At 68.9% G+C, this 18,127-nt stretch carries 13 protein-coding genes and 1 tRNA gene; 7 read left to right on the top strand and 7 right to left on the bottom strand.

The annotated features are described in order from the left end of the window. The first annotated feature begins 20 nt into the window (after positions 1-20). From JO391_RS02885 to JO391_RS02905, 5 genes are read left to right on the top strand one after another with little or no spacing between them, the layout of a single operon-like run. Positions 21-1,613 carry a GMC family oxidoreductase gene (locus tag JO391_RS02885; RefSeq protein ID WP_220662705.1) on the top strand — a complete coding sequence of 531 codons (1,593 nt, stop codon included), beginning with the start codon at positions 21-23 and terminating at the stop codon, positions 1,611-1,613. Further along, entirely contained in the window at positions 1,610-1,921 is a 312-nt protein-coding gene (locus JO391_RS02890) for a Dabb family protein (protein WP_220662706.1), read from the top strand. The genes JO391_RS02885 and JO391_RS02890 overlap by 4 nt, the downstream gene beginning before the upstream one ends. A gap of 12 nt (positions 1,922-1,933) precedes the next feature. Beyond that, positions 1,934-3,097, top strand: coding sequence for a DUF993 family protein (locus tag JO391_RS02895; protein WP_220662707.1), 1,164 nt, complete (start codon positions 1,934-1,936; stop codon positions 3,095-3,097). Position 3,098: 1 nt separating this feature from the next. Further along, positions 3,099-4,097 carry a LacI family DNA-binding transcriptional regulator gene (locus JO391_RS02900; protein ID WP_220662708.1) on the top strand — a complete coding sequence of 333 codons (999 nt, stop codon included), beginning with the start codon at positions 3,099-3,101 and terminating at the stop codon, positions 4,095-4,097. Further along, complete coding sequence (locus JO391_RS02905) at positions 4,094-5,347, top strand: glycerate kinase type-2 family protein (RefSeq protein WP_220662709.1); 1,254 nt, start codon at positions 4,094-4,096, stop codon at positions 5,345-5,347. Before JO391_RS02900 ends, JO391_RS02905 begins: the two co-directional genes overlap by 4 nt. Before the next feature lie 118 nt (positions 5,348-5,465). On the opposite strand, the gene JO391_RS02910 is transcribed toward JO391_RS02905, so the two are convergent. Continuing rightward, entirely contained in the window at positions 5,466-6,695 is a 1,230-nt protein-coding gene (locus JO391_RS02910) for a lytic murein transglycosylase (protein ID WP_220662710.1), read from the bottom strand. 63 nt (positions 6,696-6,758) lie between these two features. Further along, positions 6,759-7,211, bottom strand: a complete 453-nt coding sequence (locus JO391_RS02915) for an Lrp/AsnC family transcriptional regulator (protein WP_220662711.1) — start codon at positions 7,209-7,211, stop codon at positions 6,759-6,761. A gap of 103 nt (positions 7,212-7,314) precedes the next feature. Here JO391_RS02915 and putA point away from each other — a divergent pair, with 103 nt between their 5' ends. Continuing rightward, complete coding sequence (putA, locus tag JO391_RS02920; protein ID WP_259444806.1) at positions 7,315-10,770, top strand: bifunctional proline dehydrogenase/L-glutamate gamma-semialdehyde dehydrogenase PutA; 3,456 nt, start codon at positions 7,315-7,317, stop codon at positions 10,768-10,770. Positions 10,771-10,815: 45 nt separating this feature from the next. Further along, a complete protein-coding gene (locus tag JO391_RS02925; RefSeq protein ID WP_220662712.1) occupies positions 10,816-11,565 on the top strand; it encodes a rhomboid family intramembrane serine protease in 750 nt (249 codons plus the stop codon). Between the two features lie 2 nt (positions 11,566-11,567). Here JO391_RS02925 and JO391_RS02930 read toward each other — a convergent pair whose 3' ends face one another. From JO391_RS02930 to JO391_RS02950, 5 genes are all read right to left on the bottom strand, one after another. Then, entirely contained in the window at positions 11,568-12,956 is a 1,389-nt protein-coding gene (locus JO391_RS02930; protein WP_310795067.1) for a D-amino acid dehydrogenase, read from the bottom strand. A gap of 230 nt (positions 12,957-13,186) precedes the next feature. Then, positions 13,187-13,261 (bottom strand) — tRNA-Glu (locus tag JO391_RS02935). A gap of 70 nt (positions 13,262-13,331) precedes the next feature. Beyond that, a complete protein-coding gene (gene recJ, locus JO391_RS02940; protein WP_220662714.1) occupies positions 13,332-15,071 on the bottom strand; it encodes a single-stranded-DNA-specific exonuclease RecJ in 1,740 nt (579 codons plus the stop codon). A gap of 234 nt (positions 15,072-15,305) precedes the next feature. Beyond that, the gene (gene glpX, locus JO391_RS02945; RefSeq protein WP_220662715.1) at positions 15,306-16,271 is read right to left on the bottom strand and encodes a class II fructose-bisphosphatase; all 966 of its coding nucleotides are present in this window, start codon (positions 16,269-16,271) and stop codon (positions 15,306-15,308) included. Between the two features lie 497 nt (positions 16,272-16,768). After that, positions 16,769-18,058: a homoserine dehydrogenase gene (locus JO391_RS02950; RefSeq protein ID WP_220662716.1), complete on the bottom strand. Its 1,290-nt coding sequence runs from the start codon at positions 18,056-18,058 to the stop codon at positions 16,769-16,771. Positions 18,059-18,127: the final 69 nt, after the last annotated feature.

Here is an 18,127-nt window from a genome sequence, read left to right on the forward strand (position 1 = left end):
GCTGGTGTGAAAGGTCCGAAATGGACAAGGAATTCGACTTCATCATTGTCGGGGGCGGCTCGGCAGGTTGCGTATTGGCAAGCCGGTTGTCCGAGGATCCGGCGTTCCGCGTGCTGCTTCTGGAGGCCGGGGGGCGGGACAATCACCCGTTCTATCACCTGCCGGCGGGCTTTGCGAAGATGACCAAGGGCATCGGCTCCTGGGGCTGGCATACGGTGCCGCAGCGGCACATGGGAAACATGGTGATCCGCTACACCCAGGCGAAGGTGATCGGCGGGGGTTCCTCGATCAACGCGCAGATCTACACGCGTGGCAATGCGCTGGACTATGACGAATGGCGGCAGATGGGCTGCGAGGGTTGGTCCTACGAGGATGTGCTGCCGTATTTCCGCAAAGCGGAAGACAACGATACCTGGGACAACCGGTATCACGGCAAGGGCGGGCCTCTGGGGGTGAGCCAGCCGGCGGCGCCCTTGCCGATCTGCGAGGCCTATTTCAAGGCGGCGGCCGAGATTGGCATTCCGCGCAACCTGGACATGACGGGGGAGGTCCAGGACGGCGTGGGTTACTACCAGCTGACGCAGCGCGGGGCGCGGCGGTCTTCCGCCTCGGTCGCCTATCTGGGGCGGGCGAGGGGACGGCCGAACCTGACGGTGAAGACCGGCGCTCAGGTACGGCGGGTGGTGGTGGAAAAGGGCCGCGCCGTGGGGGTGGACCTCGGCACTGAGGGTGTGGTGCGGGCGGGGCGCGAAGTGATCGTCTCTTCGGGCGCCATCGGCTCGCCGCGGCTTCTGATGCTGTCGGGGATCGGGCCGGCGGACCACCTGGACTCCGTCGGGGTGGCTGTGGTTTTCGACCAGCCGGGTGTGGGGTCGAACCTTCAGGACCATGTGGACCTGTTCGTGATCGCGGAATGCACCGGACCGCATACCTATGACCGCTATGCCAAGCCCTTGTGGTCGGCGGTGGCGGGGCTGCAATATCTGCTCACGAAGAAGGGGCCGGTGGCTTCTTCGCTGTTCGAGACCGGGGGGTTCTGGTACGCGGACCCCGCGGCGCGGTCGCCGGATATCCAGTTCCATCTGGGTCTTGGCTCGGGGATCGAGGCGGGGGTGGCGGCGATGCCGGATGGCGGGGTGACGCTGAACTCGGCCTATCTGCGCCCCCGGTCGCGCGGGACGGTGCGGCTGGCGTCGGGCGACCCGATGGCGGCGCCGCTGATCGACCCGAATTACTGGGAAGACCCGCATGACCGAGAGATGTCGATCCGCGGGCTGAAGCTGGCGCAGGAGATCATGGCGCAGGACGCGCTGAAGCCCTTTGTGAAGGCCGAGCGCCTGCCGGGTCCGGAGGTGCGGACGGAGGCGGATTACTTCGCCTACGCCTGCGCCCATGCCAAGACCGACCACCACCCTGCGGGCACCTGCCGGATGGGGGCTGACGCGGCGGCGGTCGTCGATCCGCGGCTGCTGTTCAACGGGATCGCGGGGTTGCGGATTGTCGATGCCTCGGTGATGCCGACCGTCGTTTCCTCGAACACCAATGCGCCGACCATCATGATCGCGGAAAAGGCCGCGGACATGATCAAGGCCGACCATGGAGCGCGCAGATGATCCGTCACATCGTTCTTGTCCGGTTCCGGCCGGATGTCTCGCCCGAGGCCATTGCGGCGATCTTTGCCGACCTGCATGCCATTGAGGGCAAGGTGCCGGGGCTGTTGTCGATTGCCTCGGGGCGCAGCGAAAGCCCCGAGAAGATCGAGCGGGGCTACCTGCATGGGTTTACGGTGGATTTCGCCGATTGGGCGGCGCTGGAAGCCTATCAGGTGCATCCCGACCATCGCCGCGTGGGGGCGGCGCTGGTGGCCCATGCCGAAGGCGGGCTGGATGGCATCCTGGTCTTTGACCTGCCCATCGCCTGACCGGAGGTCCCGATGCTGACGCTGCCGACACAGGATTTCCGCCTTGAAAGCTATCGCCTGACCGGCGAGCCGCTGGTGCCGCGGGCGCCGCGGGTGGCATTGACCCGCACGGCCTTTGCCGCGGCACATGTGGTGAGCGACCCGTTGCGCGAGCGGAACCCCTGGGACACGCGGCCGGCGGTGGACTGGGAGACGACCCTGGCCTTCCGTGAGGGGCTTTGGGACCAGGGGCTGGGTCTGGCCGAAGCGATGGACACGGCGCAGCGCGGCATGGGGGTGGATTGGCTGACCGCGAAGGAGTTGATCGAACGGACGATGCGGGCGGCCAAGGCCCATCCGATGCGACCGCGCGTGGCCTGTGGCGCCGGGACGGACCATGCGACGGGGCTGGCCAGCCCCGATGCGGTGGCGGCGGCCTATGAGGAGCAGGCCGAGGCGATCGAGCGGGCGGGGGGGCAGCTGATCCTGATGGCGACGCGGGCGCTGCCGGCGATGGGGGCGCGGATGGACGTCTATCATCGCGTCTATCGGCGGCTGATCGACGGGGCCGAGAAGCCGGTGATCCTGCACTGGCTGGGCGAGATGTTCGACCCCGCGCTGAAGGGCTATTGGGGCACCGAGGATGTGGGCGAGGCCAGCGACTTTGTGCTTTCGCTGATCGCCGAGAATCCGGGGCAGGTGGATGGCATCAAGATTTCCCTGCTGGATCAGGCGCATGAAGAGGCATTCCGGGCGCGGCTGCCCGAAGGCGTGCGGCTTTATACCGGCGACGATTTCAACTACGCGCCGCTGATCGCGGGCGACGGTTGGCACTACAGCCACGCGCTGCTGGGCATCTTTGCCGCCATTGCGCCGGCCGCGGCGCAGGCGCTGGAGGCGCTGGCCGAGGGGGACCGGGCCACCTATGACGCCCTGTTCGCGCCGACCGTGCCCCTGTCGCGCGAGATTTTCCGGGCGCCCACGCGGTTCTACAAGGCGGGCATCGCTTTCCTTGCCTGGCTGAACGGCTGGCAGAGGCATTTCATCATGCCGGCGGGCTTTCAATCCAGCCGCGACATCACGCATTATGCCGAGGTGTTCCGTCTGGCCGACCGGGCGCGGCTTCTGGCGAAGCCCGATCTGGCCGAGGCGCGGATGCGGGGGCTCTTGGACCTGCACGGGATCGAACAGGGGTAGAATGCGAAGGCCGACGATCATCGACGTGGCCAGCCGGGCGGGCGTGTCGAAATCGACCGTGAGCCTTGTCCTGCAGGAAAGCCCACTGGTGCGGCCGGAAACGCGCGAGACGGTGCGACAGGCGATGGCCGAGATCGGCTATGTCTACAACCGTTCGGCGGCGCAGCTTCGGTCTTCGAACACCGGGCTGATCGGGCTGGTCATCAACGATCTGAGGAACCCGTTCTTCACCGAATTCGCCACCTCGGTGCAGATGGCGCTGTCGGCGCGGGGCTATGCGACGGTGGTGGCCAATACCGACGAAAGCCCGGAGTTGCAGGCGCAGGTGGTTGGGGCGATGATCGAACATGGCGTCTCGGCGCTGGTGATCTCGCCCGCCTATGGGTCTGAAGGCAGCTTTGCCCTGCTGGCCCGCGCCGGGGTGCCGGCGATGCAGGTTCTGCGCAAGGTGGCCGACACGTCGCGCTTTCCCTTTGCCGCGCCGGATTACGCGCGGGGAAGCCGGCTGGCGGCGGATCACCTGATCGCCGCCGGGGCGCAGCGGATTGCCTTTGTCGGCGGTCTGGAAGGACGGGGCGTCACGGCAGAGCGCATGTCGGGCTATCTGGAGGCGATGGCCGCAGCGGGCCGCGAGCCGTTTGCGCTCTTTGGCCGGTCCTCGCGCGCCTTTGGCCGGGAGGCGGCGCATCGGCTGACGGCGGAACATCCCGAGATTGACGCGGCGCTGTGCTTCAATGACCTGGTGGCGCTTGGCATGATGACCGGCTTTGCCGAGTTGGGCCGCCCAGTCGGACGCGACTTCCGGCTGGTGGGGTTTGATGACATCGAGGATTGCGCGCAGGTCTGGCCGGCGCTGACCTCGGTGCATTGCGACATTGCGGGGTTGGGGGGCCGGATCGCGGCGACGGTGCTGGGCTGGCTGGAGCGGGACGAGGTGCCGCCGCCGGAATGGCATGGTCCGGTTGACCTGGTGGTCCGCGCTTCGTCGGGGGGCACATGACGGAAGCCGAATTGCTGCGGGCGCTGTTCGACAAGGCGGTCGAGGTGGCCGATCCGATGCGGTCGCTGGCGCGGCATCTGCCGCCCAGACCGTCGGGCCGGGTGGTCGTGGTGGGGGCCGGCAAGGCGAGCGCCCGAATGGCCGAGGCGGTGGAGGCGGAATGGGGCCCCTGCGAGGGGCTGGTGATCACGCGCTATGGCTATGGCCGGCCGACCAAGGGCATCGAAATTGTCGAAGCCGCGCATCCGGTACCGGATGCGGCGGGGCTGGCGGCCACGGCGCGGATGCTGGAACTGCTGCAGGGCTTGGGCGAGGGCGATTTCGTGCTGGCGCTGATCTCGGGCGGGGCGTCGGCCCTGCTGGTGGCGCCGGCCGAAGGGGTGAGCCTGGCCGAGAAGCAGGCGGTCAACGCGGGGCTTCTGGCCAGCGGGGCGCCGATTTCGCAGATGAACACGGTGCGAAAGCATCTGAGCCGGGTGAAGGGCGGGCAACTGGCGGCTGCGGCCTTTCCGGCGCGGGTGCTGGCCCTGCTGATTTCAGATGTTCCGGGGGATGACCCGGCCTTCATCGGGTCTGGTCCCACGGTGGGCGATACCTCCACCGCCGCCGAGGCGCGGGCGATCCTGCAGCGGTGGAGCGTGCCGGTCCCGCCGTCTGTTCTGGCCGCGCTGGACCGCCCGACCGGGGTGATCGCCCCGGGCGATGAACGGCTGGCGCGGGTGGAGAACCGGCTGTACGCAGCACCTTCGCAATCCTTGGCGGCGGCGGCCGAGATGGCCAGGGGCATGGGGCTGGACGTGCGCCTTCTGGGCGATGCGCTGGAGGGCGAGGCGCGCGAGGTGGCGGCCGCGCAGGCGAAGCAGGCGCGGGCGATCCGGGCTGCGATGCGCATCGGCGATGCGCCCGTGCTGCTGCTGTCCGGCGGCGAATTGACGGTGACGCGGCGCGGCGACGGCGTGGGCGGACCTAATGCCGAGTTCTGCCTAGCGCTGGCCCTTGCGCTGGACGGGGCGGCGGGCATCCACGCGATCGCCTGCGACACAGATGGCGTGGACGGCGCGGCCGACGTGGCGGGGGCCATCATCGGGCCGGAGACTCTGGTGCGGGCGCAGGCCCTTGGCATGTCGCCCACCGAAAGCCTGGCGCGGAACGATGCGCACGGCTTCTTCGGCGCGCTTGGCGATCAGGTCGTCACCGGGCCGACGCTGACCAACGTGAACGATTTCCGCGCGGTCCTGATCCGGCGCTGATCCCTGGGGCGGACCGCGTTCAATCCGATTCAGATTGAACGCAATCCGGAACAGGCAAGCCGTTGGGAATGTTGCGCATCTCTCTCCATCAGGTGAACCTGATCGAGAGAGATGCGCTCTAGCCAAGCGCGGCCAGAAGCTCGGGCGTGGCCTGGCCGGTGACGGGCAGGCCGCGGCTGGCCTGGAAGGCGCGGATCGCGGCTTCGGATTTCGCACCGATCACGCCATCGGTGCCGCCGGTATCGAAGCCGAGAGCGGTGAGACGTTGCTGGATGCGCTGGCGGTCGGCCTGGGTCAGGCCCTGGGCATCGGGCGGGAAACTGGCCTGCAGACGGGGCCCGCCGCTGAGCAGATCGGACAGGTAGCCCACGCCGATGGCATAGGATTCGGCGTTGTTGTAGCGCAGGATCACGTTGAAATTGTTGAAGATCATGAAGGCCGGGCCCGAGGCGCCGGAGGGCCGGATGATCGAGGCCACGCCATAGTCGGGCACGGTGCCGCCGGAGGCGGCACGCACGCCCATCGACGCCCATTCGGACGGGCTGCGCCCCTTGCCGCGGCCGATGAGGGCGGTGTTGAAGCCCGAGGGCAGCACGACCTCGACCCCCCAGGGCTGGCCCTTGGTCCAGCCGGATTTCTTCAGGTAGTTGGCCGCCGAGGCGAGTGCATCCGTCGGGTCGGCCGACCAGATGTCGGCCTTTCCGTCGCCCGCGAAATCGACGGCATAGGCCAGATACGTGGTGGGTATGAACTGCGTCTGGCCCATGGCGCCGGCCCAGCTTCCTGTCATGCGCGCAGGCGTGATGTCGCCGCGTTGCAGGATCTTCAGGGCGGCGACGAGCTGGTCTTCGTAGAAGCCCGAGCGGCCGCTGGCATAGGCGAGGGTGGACAGGGCCGAGATCACCGGCGCGGTGCCCTGACGGGTGCCGTAAAAGCTCTCCAGCCCCCAAACGGCGACGATCACGTCGCGGTCCACGCCATAGCGGGCCTCGATGGCATCCAGAAGGCCGGCATAGCGGCTCATCGCGGCCTTGCCCTGCGACACTCTCTCATTCGAGGCGGCAATGGCGAGATAGTCTTCCAGGCTGCGCTTGAACTCGGTCTGGTTCTGGTAACGCTCCACCGCGCCCGGCAGGTATCCGGCATCGCGGAAGGCCATGTCCAGCGTGGATTGCGAGATGCCGCGCGACTGGGCGCGGGGCAGGAAGTCGGCGACCCATTGATCCCAGCCGGGGTTCGGCGCCTTGGGGAAATCGGGCTCGGGCCCGCGTGTGGGCGTGCCGCCGCCGCCGCCGCAGGCCGAAAGCGCCAGAAGGGAAATGCCAGAAAGGAATGCGCGCCTGTCCATGTGTCTGCCCGGTGTTCTGTTGTTGTGGGCAGGCTAGCCGAATGTGGTGCCGCCGCAAAGGGTTCAGGGCGTCTCCTTGACGGCCTCCATCGCCACATAGGTCGAGGTCTGGGCGACATGGGGCAGGGCGCTGATGCGTTCGGCCAGCACGCGGCGATAGTCCTGGATGTCGGCGGTGCGCACCTTGAGCAGGTAGTCGAACCGGCTGGCGATCATGTGGCACTGTTCGATTTCCGGCACCGCCAGCACGGCACGGTTGAAGGCCTGAAGCGCCGCCTCGCGGGTGTCGTCCAGCCGCACCTCGACGAAGGCCACATGCGCCTGGCCCATGCGGATCGGGTCCAGGATGGCGCGGTAGCCGGTGATGACGCCGGAGTCCTCCAGCCGCTTCAGCCGGGTCTGCACCGGCGATTTCGACAGGCCCACGCGGCGGGCGAGTTCCACCACAGGGATGCGGCCCTCGGTCGCCAGAACGCGCAGGATGGCAAGATCGAAGCGGTCAAGGTCATCTGGCATGTGTTGTCCTCCAAGTTCGGGCGAAAGGATAATCGAAGCACGGATTTGCGGGAAGATCGCCTGCCGGATCAGGGATAGACTGGCCCAAACAGGAGCCCCGCCCATGCCCGCGACCCCCGAGACCGACCCGATGACCGTGATCCGCACCGGATCGCTGCGTGACGAGGCCATGCTGGTGCGCCAGCTGGTGGCCGAGGCCGGGCTGGATGCCGCGGCGCGGGCCGCCATCGTCGCGCAGGCGGCGGATCTGGTCCGCCAGATCCGGGCGGGGGGGAAACCGGGGCTGATGGAGGTGTTCCTGGCGGAATACGGCCTGTCCACCGACGAGGGCATCGCGCTGATGTGCCTCGCCGAGGCGCTGTTGCGCGTGCCGGATGCCGAGACGATGGACGCGCTGATCGAGGACAAGATCGCGCCGTCCGACTGGGGGCGGCACCTCGGGCGGTCGGCCTCCAGCCTTGTGAACGCCTCGACCTGGGCGCTGATGCTGACCGGCAAGGTGCTGGACGACCGGGAGCCGGGGGTGGTGGGCCATCTGCGCGCCGCCGTGCGCCGTCTGGGCGAGCCGGTGATCCGGCGTGCGGTGGCGCAGGCGATGAAGGAGATGGGCCGCCAGTTCGTGCTGGGCGAGACCATCGAGGCGGCCATGACCCGCGCGGCCGAACTGGAAGCGCGGGGCTATGCCTACAGTTATGACATGCTGGGCGAGGCGGCGCGGACGGAAGCCGATGCGCGGCGCTATCACCTGGCCTATTCCCGCGCCATCGCCACTATCGGCGCAGCGGCCAAGGGGCGCGACATCCGTGCCAATCCCGGCATCTCGGTGAAGCTGTCGGCGCTGCATCCGCGTTACGAGGTTGCCAAGCGCGACCGGGTACTGGCGGAACTGGTGCCGCGGCTGCGTGCGCTGGCAGCACTGGCCAAGGATGCGGGACTGGGGTTCAACATCGACGCGGAAGAGGCCGACCGGCTGGCACTGTCGCTGGAGGTGATCGGCGCGGTGCTGGAGGATCCGGCGCTGGCGGGTTGGGATGGGTTCGGCGTGGTGGTGCAGGCCTATGGGCGCCGCGCCGGGGCGGTGATCGACCATCTGGCGGATCAGGCGGCCCGCCTGAACCGGCGCATCATGGTGCGGCTGGTGAAGGGCGCCTATTGGGATGCCGAGGTGAAGCGGGCGCAGGTGCTGGGGTTGTCCTCCTTCCCGGTCTTCACGCGGAAGGATTCCACCGACGTCAGCTATATTGCCAATGCGCGCAAGCTGTTGGGCCTGACCGACCGCATCTATCCGCAATTCGCCACCCACAACGCCCATACCGTCGCCGCCGTGCTGCATATGGCCGAGGCGATGGGCGTGGGTGCGGGGGCCTTCGAGTTCCAGCGCCTGCATGGCATGGGCGAGCGGCTGCATGACATCGTGCTGACCGACCGCGGCACGCGCTGCCGCATCTATGCGCCGGTGGGCGCGCATCGTGACCTGCTGGCCTATCTGGTGCGGCGGCTCTTGGAAAACGGCGCGAATTCCAGCTTCGTCAATCAGATCGTCAACGAGGAGGTGGCGCCAGAGGCGGTGGCCGCCTGCCCGCTGACCGCCGTCGAGGCGTTGGCGGTGCTGCCCAACCCGGCGCTGGCAACCGGGCCGGGGCTCTTTGGTGCGCGCAGGAACTCGCAGGGCTGGGACCTGACGGATGCGGGCGATCTTGCCGGGATCGCGGCGGCGCGCGAGCCGCATCTGGCACGTCCTTTCGAGGCTGGTCCGCGGCTCGCCGGGCCGGTGGCCGGCGCCCTTCGGCGCGCGGTGACGAACCCGGCCACGGATGCCGTGGCGGGCTATGTGCTGGAGGCCGCGAAACCCGACGTGGACGAGGCGCTGCGCCTTGCCGAGCCCTGGGCGGCTGAAGCAATCGACCGTGCCGAAGTGCTGCGCAAGGCGGCAGACCTGTACGAAACCGAACATGGCGCGATCTTTGCGGTGCTGGCGCGCGAGGCTGGAAAGACTTTGGCCGATGCCGTCAGCGAGCTGCGAGAGGCGGTGGATTTTCTGCGTTACTATGCCGAAGGCGCGCCTGCCCTGACCAACCCGCCGCTCGGGCGCGTGGTCTGCATCAGCCCCTGGAACTTTCCGCTGGCGATCTTCACCGGCCAGATCGCGGCGGCGCTGGCCGCGGGCAATGCCGTGCTGGCCAAGCCTGCCGAGCAAACGCCGCTGGTGGCCGCGCTGGCGGTGGACCTGATGCACCGGGCGGGTGTGCCCAGGACGGCGCTGCAGCTTCTGCCCGGCGACGGGCCAACCGTGGGCGGCGCGCTGACCAGCGACCCGCGTGTGGATGGCGTCTGCTTCACCGGCTCGACCGAGACGGCGCTGGCGATCCGCCGCGCCATGGCCGCGAACCTGGCGCCGACCGCTCCGCTGATCGCCGAAACCGGCGGGCTGAACGCGATGTTGGTCGATTCCACCGCGCTGCCCGAGCAGGCGGTGCGCGACATCCTGGCCTCGTCCTTCCAGTCGGCCGGGCAGCGCTGTTCGGCGCTGCGCTGCCTTTATGTGCAGGAAGACGTGGCCGAAGCGGTGGAAGAGATGCTGTTCGGCGCGATGGACGAACTGGCATTGGGCGATCCCTGGGCGCTGGAGACCGACATCGGTCCGCTGATCGACGCCGAGGCGCAGGGGGCGATTGCCGCCTATGTGGCAAAGGCGCGGGCCGAGGGGCGGGTGATGAAGGAACTTGTGGCGCCGGCCGGCGGGCATTTCCTGGCGCCCGCGGTGATCCGCGTCCGTGGGATCGAGGACATGGAGCGCGAGGTCTTCGGCCCCGTGCTGCATGTCGCGCGGTTCAAGGCGGGCGACCTGAACCGGGTGATCGCGGCGATCAATGCCAGCGGCTACGGCCTGACCTTCGGCCTGCACACCCGCATTGACGACCGGGTGCAGCAGATCGTCGAGACGATCCACGCCGGCAACACCTATGTGAACCGCAACCAGATCGGCGCGGTGGTGGGCAGCCAGCCCTTTGGCGGCGAGGGCTTGTCGGGCACCGGGCCAAAGGCGGGTGGGCCGGAATACCTGGCCCGCTTCACGCGCCAGCCGGTCCCTGACGCCGTGCAGGACGCGACCACGACCGCCGCAAGCGCCGTGCAGAAGGCGTTGGCAGCGGCGGTTCTGCCGGCCCGCGCTACGCAGACGCGCGACCTGCCGGGACCGACGGGCGAATCGAACAGGCTGTCGCTTTGGGTGCGCGCGCCGCTGCTGTGCCTTGGCCCCGGCGCGGAAACGGCGGCGGCGCAGGCCGCTGCTGTGCGCGCCCTGGGGGGGGCGGCCATCGAGGCGCCGGGGCTGGACCCGGCGGCGCTGACCACGCTCGCAGGTTTCTCGGGGGCGATCTGGTGGGGCGATGCCATGCAAGGCCGGGCCCATGCGCAGGCGCTGGCGGCGCGGCGCGGGCCGATCCTGCCGCTGATCGGGATGCCCGATGCGGCGCATGTGCATCTGGAACGGCATGTCTGCATCGACACCACCGCCTCGGGTGGCAATGCGCAGCTTCTGGCGCAGGTGTCGGGCTGATCCCTGCCGCTTGACCGGACGTCACGGATCGGGAACGGTTGGCCCATGTTCCCGATCCGCGACCACAACCCCTCGGGCCGCGTGCCCTATGTCGTCTACGCGCTCATCCTGGTGAATGTGGCGGTCTACGCCCTGACCTGGGCCGAGTTGTCACTGGATGTCCGGGCGATCGACCGGTTCTACACCGACTGGGGGCTTCAGCCGGTGGAGCTGTCCAGCGGGCAGGACCTTCACACGGTCTTCACCTCGATGTTCGTGCATGGCGGCTTGTTGCATCTGGCCGGCAACATGCTGTTCCTGTGGGTCTTTGGCGACAACCTGGAAGACACGCTCGGGCCGGTGCGGTTCCTGGGCTATTACCTCGCCTGCGGGGTTGCGGCGGCCCTGTTGCAGGTGGCGGTCTCGCCCTGGTCGCCCGTGCCGATGGTGGGCGCTTCTGGCGCCATCGCGGGGGTGATGGGCGGCTACCTGCTGCTGTTTCCCAAGGCGCGGGTCGATGTGCTGATCTACATCGTGATCTTCTTCCGCATCTTCCCGGTGCGGGCCTGGATCGTGCTGATGGTCTGGATCGGCATCCAGCTGGTGCAGGGCTTCTCGATGGACCCTGACCAGGGCGGCGTCGCCTACTTCGCCCATATCGGCGGATTCATCGCCGGGATGGTGCTGATGGTGCCGTCTTGGCTGTGGCGGGGCGGGCCGCGGTTCTGGTCGCGCACCGAGGGGCGGCCCCCGCATCCAGCGGCCGAATATGTGCTGACCGGCTCGCGCATCCCGCGCGTGCGCCGGAGGCCCTAGCGTCAGGCGGTGGCCGGGCGCAGAGCCGGCGCCTTGGCGCGGTTGCGGGTGTACCGGGCGATGCCCAGGTCCGAGGCGTCGATCTCGGTCGGGCGGCCCGACATCAGGTCGGCCAGAACGCGGCCCGAACCCGCCGCCATCGTCCAGCCCAGGGTGCCGTGGCCGGTGTTCAGGAACAGGTTGCCGTAGGCGGTCTTGCCCACCACCGGGGTGCCATCGGGCGTCATCGGGCGCAGGCCCGTCCAGAAGGTGGCACGGCTCTGGTCGCCCGCGCCGCCGAACAGGTCCTCCACCGAATGTTCCAGCGTGGCGCGGCGCTTTGGGTTCAGCGAAAGGTCGAACCCGGCCACTTCCGCCATGCCGCCCACACGGATGCGGTCGCCGAGGCGCGTGATGGCGATCTTGTGCGTCTCGTCCATGACGGTGGACACCGGGGCGCGGCTTTCATCCACGATCGGCACGGTGATCGAATAGCCCTTCAGCGGGTAGACCGGCAGGTTCAGGCCAAGCGGCGCCACCAGCTTCGGTGAATAGGATCCCATGGCCACGACATAGCTGTCGGCCACGATCCGGCCCTCCGCCGTCTTGACCGCGGTGATGCGCCCGCGGTCGGTTTCGAACCCGTCGATGGCCACGTTCCACCGGAAGGTGACGCCCATCGCTTCGGCCATGGCCTGAAGGCTGTTGGTGAACTTGAAGCAATCGCCCGTCTCGTCGCCCGGCAGGCGCAGGCCGCCGGCGATCTTGTCCTTCGACGCGGCCAGGCCCGGCTCTGCCGCCACGCAGCCGGCGGCGTCCAGCACTTCGAAGGGCACGCCATCGGCGGCCAGCACTTCGATGTCCTTGGCGGCGCCATCGACCTGCTTCTTGGTGCGAAACACCTGAAGCGTGCCCTGGGTGCGCTCGTCATAGGAAATGCCGGTCTCGGCGCGCAGGTCCTTCAGCACGTCGCGCGAGTATTCGGCGATCCGGACCATGCGGCCCTTGTTCACCTTGTAGGCGTCGGTGGTGCAGTTCAGCAGCATCCGGCCCAGCCAGTTCAGCTTGGCATAGTCGGGCTTCGGCTGGATGATCAGCGGCGCGTGCTTCTGGAACATCCACTTGATCGCCTTGACCGGAATGCCTGGTGCCGCCCAGGGCGAGGCATAGCCGGGGCTGATCTCGCCGGCATTGGCGAAAGATGTTTCGAGCGCCGGGCCGGGCTGGCGGTCGATCACCGTCACCTCGTGGCCCGCACGGGCCAGGTAATAGGCCGACGTCACCCCGATCACACCCGCCCCCAGAACCACGACCTTCATGGCAGCTTCCTTCCCCGACATCCGTTTTGCAGTTGCAAGAAAGGATAGCGATGCGGTGTGAAAGGGTTTCGAAAAGATGCCCCGGATAGGCAGTCATTATCGAAGATATCGTCGCGACTGCGGGGCTTCATGCAACATCATTGCTTGCTGTAGCCGTATGGCGCTTCTCTCTGCTGAGAATCGGGTTGGATGTGGATTTTTCTCCCGCCCATTCTCCGGGCAATGCCCTCGAAAAGTCGCAGGAGAATCGGGCGAATTGACCACAGGCCACCGGGAACTTCCGCCGGATGTCGAACAGACCAGTTCATTCATTGGAGGGAAAGTGGCAGCCCGTAGGGGAGTCGAACCCCTCTTCCCAGGTTGAAAACCTGGTGTCCTAACCGATAGACGAACGGGCCGCGCTTCGGTCGTGGCGGGCTGAATAAGGGCAGGCCGCGGCGGGTGCAAGCGGATTCTTTGCAGTCCCGCTCAGGCTTCGGCGGCATCCTCCAGACGCAGCTGGACCTTGGTGCGGCCGCCCCAGGTGTTCAGCTCCAGCCGGCCGGCGAGGTGAAAGCGGCGGTGGCCGGGTTGGTTCAGCGCGGGGCCTAGCGCGCCTTCGAAGGCGCCCCAGGCGACTGCCTCGATCTGGCCGCCCTGGCCGTCGGAGGCGAGCAGACGCAGGTGGGTCTCGCCGATCCGCCGGGGGCTGATCGCCATGTCGGCAAAGGCAAAGCGGGGGGCGGGGGCCGAGGCGCCGAAGGGGCCGGCCTGCTCGATCTGCTCCACCAGGGCGGGAGTGGCCGCGCCGGGCATCAGTAGGCTGTCCAGCTTCAACTCGCCCGCACCGCCCTGACCGGCGCCCTGTTTCGCCAGCAGGTCGGCGAGGCGCTCCATGGCGGCGTCCAGGTGGGGCCGGTCAACGGTCAGACCAGCCGCCATGCGGTGGCCGCCGCCCTTGACCAGCAGCCCCTCGGCCGCGACGCGGTGGACGGCGGCGCCAAGGTCCACGCCGGTGACGGAGCGGCCCGAGCCCTTGCCCACGGCGCCGTCGAACCCGATGACCACGGCGGGGCGGTTGGTGGCTTCCTTCAGGCGCGACGCGACGATGCCGACCACGCCGGGGTGCCAGCCCTCGGCCGCGGCCCAGACCAGCGGGCCACCCAGGCCGCGCGCTTCGGCCTGGGCCAGAGCCTCGTCGCGGACCCTGAGTTCGATCTCGCGGCGCTCGGAGTTGAGCTGGTCGAGGCGTTGGGCAAGCGCCGCCGCCTCGCGCGGGTCGGCGGTGGCCAGCAGGCGGGCGCCGAGATCGGCCTGGCCGATGCGGCCGCCGGCATTGATGCGGGGGCCAAGGAGGAAGCCCAGGGCATAGGGCGTGGGGGCCTCGTTCATCCGGGCGATGTCGGCCAGGGCGGCGAGGCCGGGGCGGTCGCGCCGCGCCATGACCTTCAGCCCCTGACGCACCAGGGCGCGGTTCACGCCGGTCAGGGGGGCCACGTCGGCGACGGTGGCGAGCGCCACGAGGTCGAGGAGGGCCATCAGGTCGGGACCCTGAGCGCCTTCGGCCCGCAGCTGGCGGTTGGCCTCGACCAGCATCAGGAAGACCACGGAGGCGGCGCAGAGGTGGGCGAGGGTGCCGTCCTCGTCCTGGCGGTTGGGGTTCACCACGGCCAGCGCCGGGGGGAGCGTCTCGGCGCCGAGGTGGTGGTCGAGGACGACCACGTCGGCGCCCTTGGCGGCGGCGATGGGGCCGTGCGAGAGGGTGCCGCAGTCCACGCAGAGGATCAGGGAGTGGCGGGAGGCGAGCTCGGCCATGGCGGGCTCGTTCGGGCCGTAGCCTTCGTCGATGCGGTCGGGGATGTAGAGGGTGGCGGCGTGGCCCATGGCGCGCAGCCAGGTGAGGAGAAGGGCGGCGGAGGCGCCGCCGTCCACGTCGTAGTCGGCGAAGACGGCGATCCTTTCGCGGCGGCTGAGGGCCTGGAGGAAGCGGGCGGCGGCGGGCCCCATGTCCTTGAGCGTCAGGGGATCGGGGAGGAGGTCGCGGAGCGCGGGGGCGAGGAAGGCGGCGGCCTCGCCGGGGGTCACGCCCCGGCGCACGAGGGTCTGGCAGAGGGCGAGGGGGAGGCGGGTGGTCTGGGCCATGGCCTCGGCCAGGCGCAGCTCGGACTCGGTCGGGCCGGTCCAGCGCCGGCCGGTCAGCGAGGTTTCGACGTTGAGGAAGGCGCCCATGGGGTGCTTGTGGCAAGGGTGGGTGGGCTTGGCAAGGGGCCCAACGGGCGTCCGAGCTCGGACGCTTGCCTCGACCCTGCAATTTCAACGGGTTACGGGCGCGGATTTACTTGGACTTAACTTCTGTCCGAGGGGGTGCGGGTGCCCGCGCGTTCGGTGCTGCTGCGGTGCCCCCCTCCCCATCCCTCCCCACAAGGGGGAGGGAGATGCGTCGTTCGAGCCGCCTGCGGGGGTTCAGCGGACCGGGGTGCGGTATTCGATGCGGCGCACCGAGCCGGTCTTGGAGCGCATCAGGATGGTTTCCATCGTCACCCAGCCGGGTTCGCGTCGGATGCCCTTGACGAGCGAGCCGTTGGTGACGCCGGTGGCCGCGAAGATCACGTCGCCGCGCACCAGATCGTCGCGGGTATAGACGCGGTCGAAATTGGTGATGCCGGCCTTGCGGGCGCGGCCCTTCTCGTCTTCGTTGCGGAACAGGAGCTTGCCGAAGAACTGGCCGCCCATGCATTTCAGCGCGGCGGCGGCCAGCACGCCCTCGGGCGCGCCGCCGGAGCCCATGTACATGTCGATGCCGGTCAGGTGCGGTTCGGCGCAGTGCATGACACCGGCCACGTCGCCATCGGTGATGAGCCGGATCGCCGCGCCGGTGGAGCGGATTTCCTTGATCAGATCCTCGTGGCGGGGCCGTTCCAGCACGCAGACGGTGATGTCTTCGGTCGAGACGCCCTTGGCGGCGGCGAGCGCCGAGACACGTTCGGACGGCGTCATGGTCATGGTGACGGTGCCGGTCTTGAAGCCGGGGCCGATGGCGAGCTTGTCCATGTAGACATCCGGGGCGTGCAGCATGGTGCCACGGGGCGCCATGGCGATGACGGTCATCGCGTTCGGCATGTCCTTGGCGGTCAGCGTCGTGCCTTCCAGCGGGTCGAGCGCGATGTCCACGGCCGGGCCGTTGCCGGTGCCGACCTGTTCGCCGATGTAGAGCATGGGCGCCTCGTCGCGCTCGCCTTCGCCGATCACCACGACGCCGGCGATGTCGAGCGCGTTCAACTGGTCGCGCATGGCGTTGACGGCGGCCTGGTCGGCGGCCTTTTCGTCGCCGTGGCCGATCAGGCCGGCTGAGGCAAGCGCCGCGGCTTCGGAGACCCGGGCAAGGCCAAGCGAGAGCATGCGGTCATGGAATTCGGCGACGTCGGCCATGGGCGGGGGTCCTTCGGGGGTGATGCTTCCGCCGCCTTAACGCGGGGTCATGACACCGGCAAGAATGGTCGCGCTAACGGTCGGAGAGATCGACGGAAATGCGGCGAGAGGGTGCATTTGCCAGGTGGGAGGGCAGGCATGGCAATGGTTGGAGGAAGCGGGTTTCGGCGCCGATCCAGTCTGGAAAGACCGAATGCGTCGTTATGGGGAGGATGACCCGCTTTGCCTTCGCGCCGGGTCGGCCTCCGGTGGAGGCCGACCCGGCGCGTTGGCGAAATGCCGGCATTTCGCCAAGGGGCTTTCCGATATCCCTGCGGGCTGGGGCACGGGTTGCGGCTGCCCCGGCTGTCGCGCTTGCGCGACTGCCCTGCGGGGGGCAGTCGCGGCCCGTGCGGCCTTGCGCACGGGCGGGATTGCGTCAGCCGGTCGCGGCGCCCGAGGCGATGGCCTCGGGCTTGGTCGGGCCGGGAGGATGGGCAGGAACGCCCATCCTGCGGTCAGACCTCTTCGATCCTGAGCGCCACGGGCGCACCGACCAGCACGCCGGTCGCGGCGAAGCGGGCGATGGCGTGGTCGAGGTCGTCGCGCGTGGCCTTGTGGGTGACGATCAGCACCGGGGCGTGCACGCCCTTGTGGCCATACTGGCGCATCTGGTCGATGGAGACGCCGGCCTCGCCCAGGCAGGTGGCGATCTTGGCGAGTGCGCCGGGCTTGTCCACCAGCGTCATGCGCAGATACCAGGGCGCGGGGGCCGAGGTGGCGGCGGCGACCGGCGTGGCGAGCGTGGCCGCGGGCTGGCCGAAACAGGGCAGGCGGAAACCGCGGGCGAGGTCGATCACATCGCCCATCACGGCGCTCGCGGTCGGGCCTTCGCCTGCACCGGGGCCGCGCAGCACGATCTGGCCGACCGAGTCACCTTCCAGAACCACCATGTTCGTGCCGCCCTGCAACTGGCCGAGCGGGCTGTCGGCGGGTACGAGGCAGGGGGTCATGCGCTGTTCGAGCCCCCGGCCCGTCATCTGCGCCACGCCCAGTAGCTTGATGCGGTAGCCCATGTCGGCGGCAAGATTGATGTCGTCGATCGACACCGACCCGATGCCTTCCAGTTCCACCGCGTCGAAAGAGACTTTGGTGCCGAAGGCGATGGCGGCAAGGAGCGAGAGTTTGTGGCCGGCGTCGATGCCGCCCACGTCGAGGTTGGGGTCGGCCTCGAGGTAGCCGAGCTGGCGGGCTTCCTCGAACACCGTCTCGTAGGGCAGGCCCGCGTTCTGCATCCGGGTGAGGATGTAGTTGCAGGTGCCGTTCATCACGCCCATGACCCGTTTCATGGCATTGCCGGCAAGGCCCTCGGTCAGGGCCTTGATGACGGGGATGCCGCCAGCGACGGCGGCCTCGAAGCGGATGGTGCGGCCGGCCTGTTCGGCGGCGAGCGCAAGCGCCTGGCCGTGATGGGCGAGCAGCGCCTTGTTGGCGGTGACCACGTCCTTGCCGGCGGAAAGCGCGGCTTCGGTTGCATCTTTCGCCGCACCTTCGTGGCCGCCCATCACCTCGACAAACACATCGACATCGGGGCGGGTGGCCAGCGCCACGGGATCGTCCTCCCACGCATAGGCCGAGAGGTCCGCGCCGCGGTTCTTGCCCCGCGAGCGGGCCGAGACGGCGGTGATGGCGACGGGCCGGCCGGCACGGGCGGCGATGAGATCGGCATGGGACTGCACGATCTTGACCACGCCGGTGCCGACGGTGCCGAGACCCGCAAGGCCAAGACGCAGGGGGGCGGCAGACATGGGAGCACCTCGTGGTTCACTGGTCGCGCCCTGTTAGCGCGGGTGCGGCGCTGGTGCAATGTGGGCGCG

The sequence above is a fragment of the Neotabrizicola shimadae genome (assembly GCF_019623905.1).
GTDB classification, from domain to species: Bacteria; Pseudomonadota; Alphaproteobacteria; order Rhodobacterales; family Rhodobacteraceae; genus Neotabrizicola; species Neotabrizicola shimadae.

Bases quoted from the DNA above. Each gene is read 5' to 3' on its own strand.
- JO391_RS02925 (WP_220662712.1), top strand. From the start codon at position 10,816: ATGTTCCCGATCCGCGACCACAACCCCTCGGGCCGCGTGCCCTATGTC.
- putA (WP_259444806.1), top strand. From the start codon at position 7,315: ATGCCCGCGACCCCCGAGACCGACCCGATGACCGTGATCCGCACCGGA.
- recJ (WP_220662714.1), bottom strand. From the start codon at position 15,071: ATGGGCGCCTTCCTCAACGTCGAAACCTCGCTGACCGGCCGGCGCTGG.
- JO391_RS02890 (WP_220662706.1), top strand. From the start codon at position 1,610: ATGATCCGTCACATCGTTCTTGTCCGGTTCCGGCCGGATGTCTCGCCC.
- JO391_RS02915 (WP_220662711.1), bottom strand. From the start codon at position 7,211: ATGCCAGATGACCTTGACCGCTTCGATCTTGCCATCCTGCGCGTTCTG.
- JO391_RS02910 (WP_220662710.1), bottom strand. From the start codon at position 6,695: ATGGACAGGCGCGCATTCCTTTCTGGCATTTCCCTTCTGGCGCTTTCG.
- JO391_RS02900 (WP_220662708.1), top strand. From the start codon at position 3,099: ATGCGAAGGCCGACGATCATCGACGTGGCCAGCCGGGCGGGCGTGTCG.
- glpX (WP_220662715.1), bottom strand. From the start codon at position 16,271: ATGGCCGACGTCGCCGAATTCCATGACCGCATGCTCTCGCTTGGCCTT.
- JO391_RS02950 (WP_220662716.1), bottom strand. From the start codon at position 18,058: ATGTCTGCCGCCCCCCTGCGTCTTGGCCTTGCGGGTCTCGGCACCGTC.
- JO391_RS02895 (WP_220662707.1), top strand. From the start codon at position 1,934: ATGCTGACGCTGCCGACACAGGATTTCCGCCTTGAAAGCTATCGCCTG.
- JO391_RS02905 (WP_220662709.1), top strand. From the start codon at position 4,094: ATGACGGAAGCCGAATTGCTGCGGGCGCTGTTCGACAAGGCGGTCGAG.
- JO391_RS02885 (WP_220662705.1), top strand. From the start codon at position 21: ATGGACAAGGAATTCGACTTCATCATTGTCGGGGGCGGCTCGGCAGGT.